Origin of the sequence: Sandaracinomonas limnophila, from assembly GCF_004005965.1 — a bacterium.
In the GTDB taxonomy this organism is placed as follows: Bacteria; Bacteroidota; Bacteroidia; order Cytophagales; family Spirosomataceae; genus Sandaracinomonas; species Sandaracinomonas limnophila.
In genome coordinates, this window is the sequence record NZ_SACY01000001.1 from 747,934 (window position 1) to 764,355 (window position 16,422).

Here is a 16,422-nt window from a genome sequence, read left to right on the forward strand (position 1 = left end):
TTACGCAAAATGAATTGGATAAATCTGACAAATAGTTCCCAAATAAATGAAATCATTGAACTTTCGAAACTATCACCTGTTTTGATTTTCAAACATTCAACGCGTTGTTCCATTTCTTCTACAGCCCTAAATCGATTAGAAAGAGCCTGGAATATCGATCACGAAAATATTTATTATTTAGATTTAATCGCCCACCGAGATATTTCAAATGCTTTGGCAGAAACATTTCAAGTGGAGCACCAGTCACCACAGGTGATGATCATTTCCAATGGAAAATCCATTTTTGATGAAAGCCATTGGGAAATTTCATTTGACACTATTGAACCTATTTTGGCACAAACCGCATGAAAAAACTAGTATTCTTTTTGCTTTTTTGCCTAAACTTTGGCGTTTTTGCCCAAAGAAGAGGCACCGCGAATACTAGCAGCACCCTACAACCGCCCAGTTCAACAACTAATAAAACTTCTACAACTCGAGCAATCGATAAAAGAAATTCGACTCCAACAGCATTAGCCAAAAAAGGCAATGGGTATTGGGCCTTTGGATTAACAACACATACCAATGCAGGTATTATTGGTGGATTAAACTTCAAAAAAGCTTGGGGAAAAAATGAAAATAAACTAACTTTTTTTGAGTTAGATTTAGTAAAAACAGAAGATTATAAAGAATATAGTTATTACGACCCCATCAATAATTTTTCCTACCAAGATGGCAAAATCAACCATTTATTTACCATAAGGCCTGAATTGGGAAAAGAGTTTACTTTATTGAAAAAAAGCTCAAATTCTGGACCTCAATTAAAAGCTATTTTAGCTACCGGACCCAGCATTGGTCTTTTAAGTCCCTACTATGTAAATGTTACTTCGAGTGCCTCAGGGTATTCGAAAATTGTAACTGCAAAAATGATTGATATTTTCAATAGTTCCGCACAAACATTAATTCCTGTTGGGGCAGCAAGCATGTTCAAAGGACTTTCAGAAAGTAAAATTCAGCCCGGTTGGCATTTTAAATCGGGATTATTAATCGATTTCAATTCTGTAAAAAACAATTATATATCCTTGGAGTTTGGTGTATTAGCGGATATTTATGCCAAACCCGTGGAATTAATTTATGACAATGCCGGCAGAAATACCTACACCGCCGCATATTTAACATTTTATTTAGGTAAAAAATAGTATTATGATTGAATTACCACAAATTAACCCGGCAAGTTCTCCTCGTAAACCCGATTGGTTGCGCGTTAAATTACCCATTGGAGAAAGCTACACAAAGGTTCGCAAAATTGTGGATGATTATAAATTGCACACCATTTGCCAATCAGGCAATTGTCCAAACATGGGCGAATGCTGGGGAGAAGGTACAGCAACCTTTATGATTTTGGGAAATACCTGCACGCGTTCTTGCACTTTTTGTGCAGTTGCCACAGGTAGACCCAATGAATATGACGAGGATGAACCTAGACGTGTGGCTGAGGCCATTCGATTGATGGGTGTAAAACATGCAGTTATTACTTCAGTTAATAGAGACGAATTGAAAGACAAAGGTGCAGAGATTTGGTACCAGACTGTTCGTGCTGTCAAGGAAGAAAACCTTCAAACTACCATTGAAACGCTTATTCCTGATACAAAAGGAAACTGGGACGCTTTAATACGTATGATAGAAGGCGGACAGGAAGTTGTTTCCCACAACATGGAAACAGTGGAACGACTATACCGTTACGTGCGTCCACAAGCAAAATACGCAAGAAGTTTAGAGCAAATTCAACGTACGAAAGATTTTGGAAAGAGAACCAAAACGGGATTAATGTTGGGACTTGGAGAAACGAAAGATGAGGTTTTGCAAGCTATGGACGATTTAGCAAAACATGGTTTGGATGTTTTGACATTAGGTCAATACTTACAACCGACTAAAATGCATCATGAGGTTATCGAATGGATACATCCAGATACTTTTGCATGGTACAAAGAAGAAGGGCTTAAAAGAGGATTTGATTACGTTGAATCAGGTGCATTGGTTCGTTCAAGTTACCATGCAGAAAGACATATTTAAAAATGAAAACAGGGAAAACTTCATTTGACTACATCATTGCAGGAGGCGGATTGGCTGGACTGAGCTTAGCTTATCACCTTTCTAATAGTCCCCTTAGTTCAAAGGACGTTCTGATAATTGATTCCTCAGCCAAAAATACAAATGATAAAACTTGGTGTTATTGGTCAGAAGAAGATGAAGATGATTTTTCCAAGATAGTTGAGAAGGAATGGTCGAAAATTGGCGTTCAAGGCCTAAATCAAGTCCAACAAGTTATTGAAATCGATCCCTACAAATACAAAAAAATCAAAAGTGAAGATTGGTATAAATTTATCAAAAACCATTTGAAAAATTTCCCTAATTTTCAATTTTTGCAAGCCGACATTGAAGACATTTTCTATGCTGGACTTGGCGTAATGGTCAATACAAGCAAGGGTAAATTTATGGCAAATCAAAAGGTTTTTGATAGCATAAGTCCCTTTCCTTTTGAAAATGAAAATCCAGATGATTTAAAACAACATTTTGTTGGATGGACGATAGAAAGTAATTTTCCTGCTTTCAAAGCAGATGTTGCCCAGATTTTTGATTTTAGAGTAGGTATGGGAATGGATGCAGAGTTCATCTATTTTTTACCAACCAATTCGCACACAGCATTGGTTGAACATACGCTGTTTTCAGGTGAATTGAAACCTAAAGATTATTATGAGGAAAAAATCAAAAATTATTTGTTGGCCAATTTTAATTTAGGAGAAGATGATTACCGTATCCTGGAAAAAGAGGAAGGAATTATCCCAATGATTGAATTGAATATTCCGCAAAATTTATACCAAAAATGGATTAAAATTGGAACTGCAGGTGGATTTGTTAAATCTTCAACTGGATATAGTTTCTATCAAACTCAACAAATTTTAAAAGAAATGGTTAAAAATTTAGCCTCGAAAAATTACAAGGCCGAACTTATTTCAAAACCTTTCTTTAAACGTTGGTTGGATGCTACCTTTTTAGACGTGATGGGAAATCCAACGATCGAATCTAATCCAATCCTTTTACAATTGTTTGAAAAAAATAATCCTCAGATACTTTTAAAATTTTTACAAGGAGATGGCGATAATTCAGACGACCTAAGCGTTATGCTGTCAGTTCCTAAACTAACTTTCATGAAAGCAGGTATATCCTCCCTTTTTAAAGTTTTAAAAAAAGCTTAAATTTGTAGCTTCTTAAAAAAATCACCTTATATGGCATATTTATTTACCTCTGAATCAGTTTCAGAAGGACATCCAGACAAAGTAGCAGATCAAATCTCTGATGCACTTATTGACCATTTCATGGCTTTTGACCCAAGTTCAAAAGTTGCTTGTGAAACTTTAGTGACAACCGGACAGGTTATTTTGGCAGGAGAAGTAAAAACGAATTCCTATTTAGACGTTCAAAATATCACACGTGAGGTAATTCGTAAAATTGGCTATACCAAATCTGAATATATGTTTGAGGCAAATTCTTGTGGAATTTTGTCGGCTATTCACGAACAATCTGCGGATATCAATCAAGGTGTAGAAAGAAAAAATCCAGAAGAGCAAGGTGCTGGTGACCAAGGAATGATGTTTGGTTTTGCAACTAAAGAAACTGACAACTATATGCCTTTGGCTTTAGATTTAGCTCATAAAATCTTACAAGAATTATCTTACATTCGTAACAACGAACCTAACTTAATTGGTTATTTGCGTCCAGATGCAAAGTCGCAGGTTACGATTGAATATTCTGATGACCACAAGCCTCAAAGAATTGATACCATCGTAGTTTCTACCCAACATGATGATTTCGGAACAGAAGCGGATATGTTGGCTAAGATCAACAAAGACATTGTTGAAATCGTTATTCCACGTGTAAAGGCAAAATTAAAGCCAGAATTACAAGGTTTATTCAATGATGCTATCACCTATCATATTAATCCTACTGGTAAATTTGTAATTGGTGGTCCACATGGAGATACCGGTCTAACTGGAAGAAAAATTATTGTGGATACTTATGGCGGAAAAGGCGCTCACGGTGGTGGAGCTTTCTCTGGAAAAGATCCTTCCAAAGTTGACCGTTCAGCAGCTTATGCAACTCGTCATATTGCTAAAAATTTGGTAGCTGCAGGTTTATGCGATCAAGTATTGGTTCAAGTTTCTTATGCAATTGGTGTGGCTAAACCATGTGGTTTGTTCATTGATACGTATGGAACAGCAAAAGTTGGCTTATCTGATGGAGAAATTGCTCGCAAAGTAGAAAGTATTTTCGACATGCGTCCATATTTCATCGAACAACGTTTGAAATTGAGAAACCCGATGTATGCGGAAACTGCTGCTTATGGACACATGGGAAGAAAGAACGAAGTAGTTACAAAAACCTTCCACGGTCCAAATGGCCAAAAAGTAACCAAGGAAGTTGAATTATTTACTTGGGAAAAACTAGATTATGTAGATGCTGTCAAATCAGCGTTTGGGATATAAAAGAAAAGGCTGCCAATTGGCAGCCTTTTTTATTTATTCTTCAATCAATTTCGTTCGAGATTTTGTTGATTGAATTACTTTTTCCTTGAATCGTTTAATTTGCTCAGCTAAGGCATTCAATGCCAAATCTAAGGCTTCTTCAAAGGATCTTGCTCTTTCTTTTACAAATAACACTGCACCTGGAACAGCCAATTTAATTTCTAATAATTTCTCTTTGACTTTCCCCTCTCCTTGCTCTAATTTTAAAAAAACATCCCCACCAGTGATTCGGTCGTAAAAAGTGTCTAATTTGTTCAATTTTGCTTGAATAACATCAATCAACTTAGAATCTGCACTAAAATGGATCGCATGAACTTGCACTTTCATAATATTAAAATTTAAATGGTGAAATAATTACGAAAATGTATAAATTAAAATTTGTCTTGTCAACTATTTTAACAAAATTTTAATCAGTTTTTAATCCATTTTATTCGAACAATTTTAGATTCAATTCCAACTTCATTCAAAAGTTCATTCCAAAAGAACTGTATGGGCGACAAATGGTCATTGGGCGACTTTACCTCTACAAAAAACAAATTGGTTTCACTCCAAACCATCAAATCAGGAAAACCTTTGGAATGGGTTGAAATATTTAACCACATTTGTTCTAAAATTGTAATTAATGCATCTGTTGGCAAACCTGTTAAAAATACTTTCAAAAGCTCCTCGTCCAAATCTTGCCAATCTAACAAAGGGTTTAAAGTACCTTCGTGCAAGGCTTTTAATTGATTGAAATCATCCCAAAAATGATTTAAATCTTGTAATAAATCCAATTTTTTGCGGAATTCGTGTAAAGAGTTCAATCCAAAATTCTCCAAACGATACTGAGAAGGTGCCATTTGAAATGGATGAGAAAAAGTTTGATTTTGCGCATCAAACAAAATATCCCATGCCAAAATTCCCATCAAGTTTTTCCAAATTCTGTTTTCTGTAAAGGCGGCTTGAAAACCTTCTGAAATGTAATAATTAGCAACCTGAGCCTCAACTGAAAGAGTAATATCTTGCTCAATTTCGACAATTTCAGCTTTTTTGAGTTTTTGAGTTACTTGTTTGATAACCTTTTCTTCTGAAAACTTTCCTAGAAAATCCTGATAAAAATGTCGATCATTTGGATGAGTAAACAATTCTAATCCCAATCGTGCATAGGTAATTGCCTCTTGAGTTCTTTTCAATTTCTGCAAAATACGAATTCTACGTTCCAAACTTTGGGAGCCTAGACCCCATTGATAAATTTCAAGTGCCTCTTCAGAAAATCCACTACGTTCTAAATTCCGACCCAAGGCCATTACAGAGCGCTCAAAACTGCCATAACTTAGTTCAGTCAATTCTTCCAAAAGAGGCAATATTTCTTCATTCCAGGACTGAATCCAGTAAATGGGATTAGCTTTTTGTTTAATGGCCAATAGGAAAGCCTCATTCCAATTGGATATTTTCCATTTTTCAATCGCCTCTTGTCGATTGGAAAAATAGGGAATTAAATCCTCCTCTTGAATTTCAAAAAATTGTCTGAATCCTAAATCTTTTACTACAAATTCGGTCAAATCTCTGGCCTTGCTACCGAAAAACAAGAATTGAAAGAAATCGAAATAAACTCTGTAATTCAACCTGAAAAGATCAGGAAACAGTTTTTCAAGTATTTTTTTGATGATATCAGATTCAATTTCAAGCAAAATTTGTAAAAAAGCCTCTTTGGAATAAGATTTTTTAACTCCTAAATCTTGTGGAAAATCTTTACAGATAAGAAACAATTCCTCCTTTGTCAATTCTTGAAATAATTGTTGTAAATCAATAGCATTTACATCCTTTATATATTGAATTAGATTCAAGGTCTTTAAATCCTCAAATGCTTGACTTAAATTTTCAATTTCGGAATAGTGTAATTTATTTTGCTGAAACCAATTCGGTTTCCGAGAGCCTAAACGAATCAGCAAGCATTGTGCAGTAAAAGGAAGACCTTCGTAAATTGATAAAAAATGAAGCTCATCTTCATTCAATAAATTGACATAATGCTTTTTAATAAAGTTTAATATGAAACCAAAATAATTCCAATAATAAAATTTTGGCAATTCATTCGGCTCAATTTTATCCATTATTTGTAAAAATTTGCATTATTTCAATATGCAATCGTTTAAATCGATACTAAAATTAGATTATTTTAATAATTACTGAAATTAATTTATATTTGTTAACATTAAATAATCCAAACGCAACAAAAATACTATGCAATCGGTTTCTAATTACAATTTTTCTGGCAAAAAAGCCTTAGTTCGTGTAGATTTCAATGTTCCATTAAACGATCGTTTCGAAATTACAGATGATACGCGTATTAAAGCTACTATTCCAACCATTGAGAAAATCTTAAAAGATGGTGGTTCAGTAATTTTAATGTCACATTTAGGCAGACCAAAAGATGGTCCAACTGAAAAATATTCATTGAAACACTTAGTTACTCCACTTTCTATTGTTTTTGGAGTACAGGTAAAATTTGCGACAGATTGTATTGGAGATGATGCAGTAGAATTAGCAGAAGCTTTAAAACCAGGAGAGATTCTTTTATTGGAAAACCTTCGTTTTTACAAAGAAGAAGAAAAAGGTGATGTTGATTTTGCTAAGAAATTAGCTCGTTTGGGAGATGTTTGGGTTAATGACGCATTTGGTACTGCACACCGTGCACACGCCTCTACGGCAGTAGTTGGACAATTCTTCAACGAAAAAGTTAGTGGTTATGTAATGCAAGCTGAACTTGACAATGCGAAGAAAATTTTAGAAAACGCAGAAAGACCATTTACAGCTATTATGGGAGGTTCTAAAATCTCAGATAAGATTTTAATTATTGAGCAGTTATTAGATAAAGTAGATAATTTAATCATTGGCGGAGGTATGACTTATACCTTTACTCTAGCCGAAGGTGGTAAAATTGGAAAATCAATTTGCGAGCCCGATAAGGTTGAATTAGCAAAATCATTACTAGAAAAAGCAAAAGCTAAAGGTGTAAAATTATATATGCCAGTTGATAATGTTTGCGCAGATGATTTCAACAACAATGCAAATCGCCAAACAGTTACTACAGGTGAAATTCCTGACGGATGGGAAGGTTTAGATATCGGTCCAAAATCAGTAGAATTATTCCAAAAAGTAGTTGCTGAGTCAAAAACAATCCTTTGGAATGGTCCAATGGGTGTTTTTGAATTCCCTAATTTCGCGATTGGAACCAACGCTATTGCAGATGCTGTAGTTAAAGCAACGGAAGAAAATGGCGCATTTAGCTTAATTGGTGGTGGCGACTCAGCTTCTGCAGTGAACAATGCTGGTTATGGCGACCGTGTTTCCTATGTTTCAACTGGCGGTGGTGCTTTATTGGAATACATGGAAGGTAAAGTATTGCCAGGGGTAGCAGCTTTGGAATAATTGTTAATGGTTAATGGTTAATTGTTAATTATTAATTGTTAATGGTTAATGGTTAATTGTTAATTATTAATTGTTAATGGTTAATGGTTTATAAAAAATAATTGTGAAAGTGGGGTATTTATGCTCCACTTTTTTTATTTACTATTAAATTAGGTAAATTGAATACCATAATTGTTAATTGAAATTCTTCAAAAACAATTAACAATTAACAATTAACAATTAACAATTAACAATTAGTAAATGCATCTCCTCTCCCGCTTCATAAGCTTAGATTCCCGACAAATAAATGACCCGGCACAAACGGCATTTTTTGCAATTAAGGGGATACATCACGATGGACATCAGTTTATTGAACAATTATACAAAAGAGGAGTTCGTGAGTTTGTGGTTGAGGAGGATTCATGGAATTCAAATCTGATCAAAAAGGCAGAAAAATGGCAAGGGGTTTCAATTTATGTAGTAGAAAATAGTATTCAAGCCCTACAACAAATTGCCAAAAATCATAGAGATCGTTTTCACATACCAATTGTAGGAATTACTGGATCTAATGGAAAAACCACAATTAAAGAGTGGTTAGGGCAAATTTTAGCCGTAAATTATTCGGTAATTAAAAATCCCAAAAGCTTTAATTCGCAAATTGGAGTTCCCTTATCTGTTTGGAATATTAAACCAGAACACAACATTGGGATTTTTGAGGCAGGTATTTCAAAACCTGGTGAAATGGCACATTTGGAAGAAATTTTACATCCGGAATGGGGAATTTTAAGCAATATTGGTGAAGCGCATGGCCAAAATTTCAAGTCTGAAAAAGAAAAACTTCAGGAAAAATTATTGTTGTTTACCAATTCAAAAAAATTAATCTTCCGAGATAAAAATGGCCTTAAAAACCAAATTAAAGACTTTTTCAAAGATAAAAATCCCGAATTAGAATTAATTAGTTGGAATACAGAAGATCCGCAAAATGGAATTTATGTCCATAGAAAATTAGAAAAAAATCTTTGTCATTTGCGCTTCAAAAAAGCCACTCAAACCGAGGTCTTTCTTGAACTGAGTATTCCATTTATAGATGAAGCATCCATTGAAAACTGCTGCCATTGTGCAATTTTGGCACATTATTTAGGATTAAATCAACAACAAATCCAACAACAATTCCGATTAATCAAATCCATTTCAATGCGCCTAGAGCTCAAAGAAGGACTTCGAAATAATCAATTAATTGATGATTCGTATAATAACGATTTAGATGGTTTCAAATTAGCTTTACCCCTACTTCAAAATACGCATAAAAAGAAAAAAGTTATTATTTTTTCTGACTTACTTGAATCAGGGCTAAAGGATGAGATATTATATGCAACCATTGCTCAACAGCTTTCAAATACTACGATAGATCAAATAATAGGCGTAGGTGAAAAACTATACAAATTTCAAAAACTATTTAAATCGATTAAAGTATTTCAAACAACCCAAGAACTCATTTCCAATGGCATTTTGAATCAATTACATGATTCAGCCATTTTAATTAAAGGAGCAAGAAAATACAGTTTTGAAAAATTAAGCAATCTTTTAGAAAAAAAGACTCATTGTACGCAACTTGAGATAAATTTAAATGCATTACAACATAATTTAAGGTATTACAAAGAAAGCATTGGACAAGAAACCAAATTGATGGGAATGGTCAAAGCTTTTGCATACGGCACTGGCTCTGTAGAAATAGCAGGAATACTTCAAAATCAAGGAATTGATTACTTAACAGTTGCGTACACAGATGAAGGCGTAGAACTAAGAAAAAATGGCATTTACACACCCATTATGGTGATGAATCCACAGGTAAACGACTTTGATGTGCTAACCGAATATGGTTTAGAACCAGAAATCTACAATTTTGGACTTTTACGAGCTATTGATGAGTATAGTACAAGTACAGGAAAAAACATAAAAGTCCATATAAAAATTGATACGGGAATGAAGCGATTAGGCTTTGACGAAGATCAATTCGAAGATTTATGTTACGAATTACAACAAATGCCACAAATATGGGTGGTAAGTATTTTAAGTCATTTAGTAGGTTCAGAAAGTGAAAAACATCGAGATTTCACCGAAAAACAAATCAATTTATTCCAAAAAGCAGGTAATTTAATAGCTCAAGCAATTGGTTATCAACCCTTGATGCACATTGCCAACTCTGCTGCAATACAGAATTACCCAAATGCGCGCTTTGATATGGTCCGTTTAGGTATTAGTTTATATGGTATTAGTTACAAAGAGGAAGAAAAAAAGATTTTAGAACCAGTTTTGAAACTAAAAACATACATATCACAGATAAAAAACATCAAAGAGGAGGAAACGATAGGCTATGGTAGAAGAGGAAAATTAGAAGGAGCGGGAAGAATAGCAACCTTAGCCCTAGGCTATGCAGATGGGTACTCGAGAAAACTCGGAATGGGTATTGGACACTTTGAAATTAATGGTATTTTGTGCCCAACTGTAGGGTCTATTTGTATGGACATGTGTATGGTCGATATTACTCATTTACCCAAAGTAAAAGAAGGTGATGAGGCCATTGCCTTTGGCGGAAAAGTACAAATTTATGATTTAGCAAAACAAGCTGAAACAATCCCCTATGAATTGATGACAGGAATTAGTGATCGGGTGAAGAGGGTGTATGTGAGGGAGTGAAAAGTGAAAAGTGGAGAGTTGAAAGTTGAAAGTGAAAAGTGAAAAATTAGTGGCAACCCTTGTGGTTGTCATTAAAAAAAATACAACCCTAGTGGTTGCTGAAAAATTTTGAGTTATGTGTTATGGTTCCAGAGCATGTTGAAGAATGAATAATTAGATCCCCGATAAATTACTATAAGTCTGAAAAGAAATTCAGACTTTTTTTATACCAAAATTATTATTTACCATTTTAACTAATTAATAATTTTTTATATTTAGCAAAAATACTAATTTAACATATTTATATTTAGCCAAAAAAGTAATTAATAATTTGAAATATGATTTAATCATCAAAGACTTCACCTATAACCCATAACCTATAATTCATAACTCATAACTCATAATTTATAATTTATAATTAATTTTCCCTATCTTAGCTAAATAGATAATTAGCTATGTCGATTGAACAAATAACAAAGGCAATTGGGGATGAATCTAGAAAGAAAATTCTAGATCTTCTGACAGTGGGCGAATTACCCGCCACTGCCCTATTTGAGCAATTTGAGTATGCTGCCCCTACCATTTCTCGACACTTAAGCGTGTTGAAGGAAGCAGGATTAGTGAATACCCGCAGGGAGGGGGTGTTTATTTATTACAGCTTAAACAAGGAGACATTTAAGGAGTTAGAGGAATGGCTAGAAGCTTTTGTTCCAGTTAAAATTAAAGTCAAGCAAGAACGTACAGAAAGAGCTACTTCTCCCCGACCTCCCAAAAAAGAAAATACTTTTGATAAATTTCAGAGCGAGTTCTGATATTAGAAAAATACAATTTTATGCAACGATTTGTTTTCATTATTCGAGGGCCTGTTAAAGGAATTTCTACAGAAGAAATTCTTGCCAATGAGCAGGAATTAGAAAAAATTAGGGAGTGGCTCAAGGGACTAAAACAAACCTACCAAGATATGCTTTTTCAAAAATTAGGTGCCCCTCAACAGGTGCTTAGTCAAAGCGGAACAATTGAAAACACTTTACTGAAAATTATAGATGGCGGAGAAATTTCTCAAATAGTTACGCTCATCTTACATTCTTGGGAAGATGCTCAAAAAATTGCACATTCCTTCCCATTTCCTAGTACTTATTACACATTAGAGCTACGAGAGCTCATTTAGATCAAAAAAAGGGCTTAAATCTAAGATTTGAGCCCTTTTGCTTGACAATCGACGAGAATCGATTATTCTGTACTTCTTATAAGTTAATTTCGCCTACCATATTCTCAGGACGTACCCACTGATCAAATTCTTCAGCTGTTAAATAGCCTAATGCGATGGCTGTTTCTTTTAAGGTAGATCCGTTCTTATGTGCAGTTTGAGCAATTTCAGCAGCTTTGTAATAACCAATCTTCGTATTCAATGCCGTAACCAACATTAATGAGTTATTTACGTGCTTGGTAATGTTTTCATACAAAGGCTCAATACCAACAGCACATTTATCATTAAATGCCACACAAACATCCCCTATCAATCGAGCTGAATGCAAGAAATTATAAATCATAACTGGTTTGAAAACATTCAATTCAAAATGACCGTTTGATCCACCAATATTAATAGCTACATCATTTCCCATCACTTGAGCAGCAACCATGGTCATTGCCTCACACTGGGTTGGATTAACTTTACCTGGCATAATGGATGAACCAGGTTCATTATCTGGAATAAAAATCTCACCAATACCTGAACGAGGTCCAGAAGAAAGCATGCGAATATCATTTCCAATCTTCATTAAACTAACCGCAACCGTTTTTAAAGCACCATGTGCCTCAACAATCGCATCATGGGCTGCTAATGCCTCAAATTTATTTTCAGCTGTACGGAAAGGCAAACCTGTCAAAGCGGCAATATGCTTTGCAACATTCTCAGAATACCCTTTGGGTGTATTGATTCCAGTTCCAACGGCAGTTCCACCCAATGCTAGTTCTGATAAATGCTCTAATGTGTTGTTTATTGCCTTTAAACCATGATTTAATTGCGAAACATAGCCCGAAAACTCTAGTCCTAAAGTCAATGGCGTAGCATCCATAAAGTGCGTTCTACCAATCTTAACAACATCTTTAAAGGCTTTTGCCTTCGCAGCCAGGGTATCACGTAATTTCGTAATTCCTGGAATAGTAGTTTCCATCAAAATCTTATATGCAGCAATGTGCATTGCTGTTGGAAAGGTATCATTAGACGATTGCGACTTATTTACATCGTCATTCGGATGAACAAATTTTGTTTCATCTAATAAATTCCCGCCGTTAATAACGTGAGCACGGTAGGCAATCACCTCATTACAGTTCATATTCGACTGTGTTCCTGAACCTGTTTGCCAAACCACTAATGGGAATTGATCTGCCCATTGTCCTTCTAAAATTTCATCACAAACCTGAGCAATTAAATTCTTCTTACTTTCCTCTAAAACACCTGCCTCAAAATTGGTAATTGCAGCTGCTTTTTTCAAATAAGCAAAGGCCTTAATAATCTCCTTTGGCATTTTATTGATATCCTGTGCAATTGGAAAATTTTCAATTGAACGCTGAGTCTGTGCTCCCCAATACACATGAGCAGGCACCTGCACCTTTCCCATTGTATCTTTTTCTATTCTATATTCCATGAATTATTTTTTCTATAATTTTGTAAAACACAAAATTACATTCAAAATCCCTATTTTACCCATAAAACCAAAAAAATAATGCTTAAAATTTACGGAATTGCCAACTGCAACACAATGAAGAAAACCTTCGATTATTTAAAGGAAAAAGGGATACCTTTTGAATTCCACGATTATAAAAAATTAGGTCTTGCAAAGGAGCAATTAGATACATTTATTAAGGTATTAGGAACCGAAGTTGTCCTAAATAAACAAGGTTTAACCTACAAACAGTTAGACGATGCGACTAAGCAATCTTTGAATGATTTAAATACCTTAAAAACATTTTTACTTACAAAAACATCAGCCATAAAAAGACCAATTTTAGAACAAAATGGGCAATTTATGGCTGGGTTTGATTCAGTAAATTTAGATAGTTGGCTAACTATCTAAATTTTATAAAACATCCATTTGCGTAATTCTTTCCAGGAGGCTTTTTTACCGTACATTAATATACCTACGCGGTAAATACGAGCGGAAATCCAAGAAATACCTAAAAACCCTATAATTAATAAGGCCATCGAAAGAATTAATTCCCAAACAGGAACACCAAAAGGAATACGAACAATCATATTCACGGGACTTGTTAAAGGGAAAATACTAGCCCAAAAAGCCAAAGTACTATCTGGCTCTTGCAGGGTAATTTGTGCTAAAAAGAAGGAAATGATAATAGGAATAGTAACAACCATTGTAAATTGCTGCGCCTCTGCAGGTGATTCAACAGCCGAACCAATGGCAGCAAAAATGGAGCTATACAACAAATATCCAAAGAGATAATAAAATAAAAAGGAAAACAAAACCAATGGAATATTGGTGTTATTCAGCACATTATCCACCACCTTCATTACGTCCAATGAATCTGAATTAGCCATTTCATTTTGAACAATTTGTTGCTTTTCTTTTGGCATACTTTGAATTACTGCCTGAGTTTTCGGGTTTGTACCATTTATCTGAGTAGCTATTTGAGAAAATGAAAAAGTCAAAACTGCCCACAATAAAAACTGAGTAATTCCGACCAATCCAAGTCCCAAAATCTTACCCATCATTAATTGAAAAGGCTTTACAGATGAAATTAGTACTTCGATAATTCGACTACTTTTCTCTTCAATCACTCCATTCATAACTTGGGAACCATAGATCAATACAGTCAGATACAGAATAAAACCTAAAATACCTGAAAGTATCATGATTCCTCCAGAACTAGAATCTTTTTCGGCTCCTTCCTCAGAAATTACGACAGATTTACTTTTTATTTTAACTTGGGTATTTTCATAAATAGTCTTATTGATACCTGCCTTACTGAGCAATTCTTGTCGAACCTTACTTTGTACTAAATCCTCCAAATTTTCTTGTAAAATTAGGCTCATAGGCTTTTGAGAATAAAACTGAAGGCCTGTATTATTTTGCAAAATATCCTTAGATATCCACATAATTGCGGAAACATCTTCTGGAATACCAGCTTTTTGAATTTGATTTTGCGACTTATTGACAAAGACAAATTCAAGTTCCCTATCTTTCAAATTCTCTTGATTAAATAAGCCACTTTGGTCTACCACCTCAATTTTCTTCACCTCCTTGTCGCGAGTGGCTAACCAAATGGGAATGGCATATATAGCAGTAAAAATCAAAGGAGTTAAAATGGAAGAAATCCAAAATGATTTTTTCTGAATTCGAGTTAAATATTCACGTTGAATAATGAGTAAAATCTTGTTCATTTGCTTAATTTTTAGGGTTAGAAACTACTTCAATAAAGATATCATTGAAACTTGGAATGATTTCGGCAAAAGCCAAAACTTCAACTTTTCCAATCAATTCTTGAAGCACTTGATTCGATGAAACACCTTGATTCATACGTATAGATGCGATTCCATTGAAATTAGACAACAATTCAAAGCTTGATCCGCTTTTCAATTCCCCTTTGTATTCAAGTTTATATTTGTGTTGTTTAAATTGATTTCGAATTTCATTTTTATTCCCAGACAAAACAACTTCCGACTTATTTATCAAGGCAATTTCATCACATAACTCTTCAACAGATTCCATACGATGAGTTGAAAATATGATACTTGTCCCCTTTTCTTTTAAGGTCAAAATTTCATCCTTTAATAAATTGGCATTAATTGGGTCAAATCCGGAAAAAGGTTCATCTAAAATCAACAATTTGGGTTCATGCACAATGGTACTAATGAATTGAATCTTTTGTTGCATGCCTTTTGATAAATCATCGACTGGCTTTTCCCACCAATCTTTGATATCGAACTTGATAAACCATTTTTTTAATTGTTCTGTGGCATGGGATTTACTCATTCCCTTCAATTGAGCCAAGTAAAGTAATTGCTCCCCTACCTTCATTTTTTTATACAGGCCTCGCTCTTCAGGCAAGTAACCAATTTGTTCAATATGGGAAGGATTTAATTCAACTCCATCAAATAGAATTGTCCCTATATCAGGCCCTGTAATTTGATTAATAATGCGAATGAGAGAGGTTTTTCCTGCACCATTTGGACCTAATAATCCAAATATTTTTCCCTGAGGAATTTCGAGATTAATGTTTTTTAAAGCAGTGTGGTTAGCGTAACTTTTAGAAACATCCTTAATTTTTAATATCATGGTTCTATTTTTTTCGCAAACAACACAAAAAAATTACGAAAATCAATTCTAAATGTTGAACGGCAAAAAAAAAGGACAGCTGAGCTGTCCTTGATATGATAATTTAACCTAATTATTTCTTTTTTGCTGGAGCTTTTGAAACTAGTTTGGCTACAATTGCAGGTTTATTTCCATCGACTACCAATTGTACCATTTCGTCTTTTTTCTTTTCCTTAGCCTCTTTAGAAATAGATTTTGCAATTTTCTCAGCAATTTTCCCTTCTTTTTTAGCTTTTTTAGCAGCTTCTTTAGCCAATTCCTTTTCTTGCTTTTTCACTAAATCATTAAATTCCTTAAACAATTTGCTCAAAGATTTCTTTGAAGATTTAACAATTTTTTTTGCATTTTTCTCGTTCAATCCTGCAAAAGATGGCAATAATTGGCCTAGGGCTATATCAACTGCTTGACTCATATTTTTGGTTATTTAAAACTGAAATGTAAACATATTTATTTTTTAAGAATAACAA

General features: G+C 34.3%; 16 protein-coding genes. 10 read left to right on the forward strand and 6 right to left on the reverse strand.

The window, feature by feature from the left end; translation table 11 throughout:
- The first annotated feature begins 9 nt into the window (after positions 1-9).
- Genes ytxJ through metK form a run of 5 tightly spaced genes read left to right on the forward strand, consistent with a single transcriptional unit; the run spans position 10 to position 4,520 of the window.
- Positions 10-348 carry a bacillithiol system redox-active protein YtxJ gene (gene ytxJ / locus EOJ36_RS03300; RefSeq protein ID WP_127802587.1) on the forward strand — a complete coding sequence of 113 codons (339 nt, stop codon included), beginning with the start codon at positions 10-12 and terminating at the stop codon, positions 346-348.
- Positions 345-1,175 carry a hypothetical protein gene (locus EOJ36_RS03305; protein WP_127802588.1) on the forward strand — a complete coding sequence of 277 codons (831 nt, stop codon included), beginning with the start codon at positions 345-347 and terminating at the stop codon, positions 1,173-1,175. The genes ytxJ and EOJ36_RS03305 overlap by 4 nt, the downstream gene beginning before the upstream one ends.
- Positions 1,176-1,179: 4 nt before the next feature.
- On the forward strand, positions 1,180-2,049 hold the full coding sequence (gene lipA, locus EOJ36_RS03310; RefSeq protein WP_127802589.1) for a lipoyl synthase: 870 nt from the start codon (positions 1,180-1,182) through the stop codon (positions 2,047-2,049).
- 2 nt (positions 2,050-2,051) lie between these two features.
- Positions 2,052-3,233, forward strand: coding sequence for a lycopene cyclase family protein (locus EOJ36_RS03315; RefSeq protein WP_127802590.1), 1,182 nt, complete (start codon positions 2,052-2,054; stop codon positions 3,231-3,233).
- 30 nt (positions 3,234-3,263) lie between these two features.
- Positions 3,264-4,520: a methionine adenosyltransferase gene (metK, locus tag EOJ36_RS03320; protein ID WP_127802591.1), complete on the forward strand. Its 1,257-nt coding sequence runs from the start codon at positions 3,264-3,266 to the stop codon at positions 4,518-4,520.
- A 33-nt stretch (positions 4,521-4,553) separates the two neighbouring features.
- On the opposite strand, the gene EOJ36_RS03325 is transcribed toward metK, so the two are convergent.
- Together EOJ36_RS03325 and EOJ36_RS03330 are read right to left on the reverse strand one after the other, a co-directional pair.
- Positions 4,554-4,886: an HPF/RaiA family ribosome-associated protein gene (locus EOJ36_RS03325; RefSeq protein ID WP_127802592.1), complete on the reverse strand. Its 333-nt coding sequence runs from the start codon at positions 4,884-4,886 to the stop codon at positions 4,554-4,556.
- 83 nt (positions 4,887-4,969) lie between these two features.
- A complete protein-coding gene (locus EOJ36_RS03330; RefSeq protein ID WP_127802593.1) occupies positions 4,970-6,649 on the reverse strand; it encodes a VRR-NUC domain-containing protein in 1,680 nt (559 codons plus the stop codon).
- A 130-nt stretch (positions 6,650-6,779) separates the two neighbouring features.
- Between EOJ36_RS03330 and EOJ36_RS03335 the strand changes: the two genes are divergently transcribed.
- From EOJ36_RS03335 to EOJ36_RS03350, 4 genes are all read left to right on the forward strand, one after another.
- Positions 6,780-7,967, forward strand: a complete 1,188-nt coding sequence (locus tag EOJ36_RS03335; protein ID WP_127802594.1) for a phosphoglycerate kinase — start codon at positions 6,780-6,782, stop codon at positions 7,965-7,967.
- A 240-nt stretch (positions 7,968-8,207) separates the two neighbouring features.
- Positions 8,208-10,643, forward strand: a complete 2,436-nt coding sequence (locus EOJ36_RS03340) for a bifunctional UDP-N-acetylmuramoyl-tripeptide:D-alanyl-D-alanine ligase/alanine racemase (RefSeq protein ID WP_127802595.1) — start codon at positions 8,208-8,210, stop codon at positions 10,641-10,643.
- 434 nt (positions 10,644-11,077) lie between these two features.
- Positions 11,078-11,434: an ArsR/SmtB family transcription factor gene (locus tag EOJ36_RS03345; RefSeq protein WP_127802596.1), complete on the forward strand. Its 357-nt coding sequence runs from the start codon at positions 11,078-11,080 to the stop codon at positions 11,432-11,434.
- Positions 11,435-11,454: 20 nt separating this feature from the next.
- A complete protein-coding gene (locus tag EOJ36_RS03350) occupies positions 11,455-11,790 on the forward strand; it encodes a hypothetical protein (RefSeq protein WP_127802597.1) in 336 nt (111 codons plus the stop codon).
- A gap of 76 nt (positions 11,791-11,866) precedes the next feature.
- On the opposite strand, the gene fumC is transcribed toward EOJ36_RS03350, so the two are convergent.
- Positions 11,867-13,270 (reverse strand): class II fumarate hydratase, encoded by a 1,404-nt coding sequence (gene fumC / locus EOJ36_RS03355; RefSeq protein WP_127802598.1) that lies wholly within the window; start codon positions 13,268-13,270, stop codon positions 11,867-11,869.
- A gap of 78 nt (positions 13,271-13,348) precedes the next feature.
- Here fumC and EOJ36_RS03360 point away from each other — a divergent pair, with 78 nt between their 5' ends.
- Positions 13,349-13,699 (forward strand): Spx/MgsR family RNA polymerase-binding regulatory protein, encoded by a 351-nt coding sequence (locus EOJ36_RS03360; protein WP_127802599.1) that lies wholly within the window; start codon positions 13,349-13,351, stop codon positions 13,697-13,699.
- Here EOJ36_RS03360 and EOJ36_RS03365 read toward each other — a convergent pair.
- From EOJ36_RS03365 to EOJ36_RS03375, 3 genes are all read right to left on the reverse strand, one after another.
- Positions 13,696-15,021, reverse strand: a complete 1,326-nt coding sequence (locus EOJ36_RS03365; protein ID WP_127802600.1) for an ABC transporter permease — start codon at positions 15,019-15,021, stop codon at positions 13,696-13,698. The two genes, EOJ36_RS03360 and EOJ36_RS03365, sit on opposite strands and share 4 nt — an antisense overlap.
- Before the next feature lie 4 nt (positions 15,022-15,025).
- On the reverse strand, positions 15,026-15,916 hold the full coding sequence (locus tag EOJ36_RS03370; RefSeq protein ID WP_127802601.1) for an ABC transporter ATP-binding protein: 891 nt from the start codon (positions 15,914-15,916) through the stop codon (positions 15,026-15,028).
- 112 nt (positions 15,917-16,028) lie between these two features.
- Positions 16,029-16,367, reverse strand: a complete 339-nt coding sequence (locus EOJ36_RS03375; protein ID WP_127802602.1) for a hypothetical protein — start codon at positions 16,365-16,367, stop codon at positions 16,029-16,031.
- Between the last annotated feature and the right edge of the window lie 55 nt (positions 16,368-16,422).

What these genes read in the sequence shown, in the direction of transcription:
- lipA (WP_127802589.1), top strand. Translation starts at nt 1,180, where the DNA reads ATGATTGAATTACCACAAATTAACCCGGCAAGTTCTCCTCGTAAACCC.
- EOJ36_RS03345 (WP_127802596.1), top strand. Translation starts at nt 11,078, where the DNA reads ATGTCGATTGAACAAATAACAAAGGCAATTGGGGATGAATCTAGAAAG.
- ytxJ (WP_127802587.1), top strand. Translation starts at nt 10, where the DNA reads ATGAATTGGATAAATCTGACAAATAGTTCCCAAATAAATGAAATCATT.
- EOJ36_RS03350 (WP_127802597.1), top strand. Translation starts at nt 11,455, where the DNA reads ATGCAACGATTTGTTTTCATTATTCGAGGGCCTGTTAAAGGAATTTCT.
- EOJ36_RS03360 (WP_127802599.1), top strand. Translation starts at nt 13,349, where the DNA reads ATGCTTAAAATTTACGGAATTGCCAACTGCAACACAATGAAGAAAACC.
- EOJ36_RS03335 (WP_127802594.1), top strand. Translation starts at nt 6,780, where the DNA reads ATGCAATCGGTTTCTAATTACAATTTTTCTGGCAAAAAAGCCTTAGTT.
- EOJ36_RS03370 (WP_127802601.1), bottom strand. Translation starts at nt 15,916, where the DNA reads ATGATATTAAAAATTAAGGATGTTTCTAAAAGTTACGCTAACCACACT.
- metK (WP_127802591.1), top strand. Translation starts at nt 3,264, where the DNA reads ATGGCATATTTATTTACCTCTGAATCAGTTTCAGAAGGACATCCAGAC.
- EOJ36_RS03315 (WP_127802590.1), top strand. Translation starts at nt 2,052, where the DNA reads ATGAAAACAGGGAAAACTTCATTTGACTACATCATTGCAGGAGGCGGA.
- EOJ36_RS03365 (WP_127802600.1), bottom strand. Translation starts at nt 15,021, where the DNA reads ATGAACAAGATTTTACTCATTATTCAACGTGAATATTTAACTCGAATT.
- EOJ36_RS03325 (WP_127802592.1), bottom strand. Translation starts at nt 4,886, where the DNA reads ATGAAAGTGCAAGTTCATGCGATCCATTTTAGTGCAGATTCTAAGTTG.
- EOJ36_RS03340 (WP_127802595.1), top strand. Translation starts at nt 8,208, where the DNA reads ATGCATCTCCTCTCCCGCTTCATAAGCTTAGATTCCCGACAAATAAAT.
- EOJ36_RS03375 (WP_127802602.1), bottom strand. Translation starts at nt 16,367, where the DNA reads ATGAGTCAAGCAGTTGATATAGCCCTAGGCCAATTATTGCCATCTTTT.
- EOJ36_RS03305 (WP_127802588.1), top strand. Translation starts at nt 345, where the DNA reads ATGAAAAAACTAGTATTCTTTTTGCTTTTTTGCCTAAACTTTGGCGTT.
- fumC (WP_127802598.1), bottom strand. Translation starts at nt 13,270, where the DNA reads ATGGAATATAGAATAGAAAAAGATACAATGGGAAAGGTGCAGGTGCCT.
- EOJ36_RS03330 (WP_127802593.1), bottom strand. Translation starts at nt 6,649, where the DNA reads ATGGATAAAATTGAGCCGAATGAATTGCCAAAATTTTATTATTGGAAT.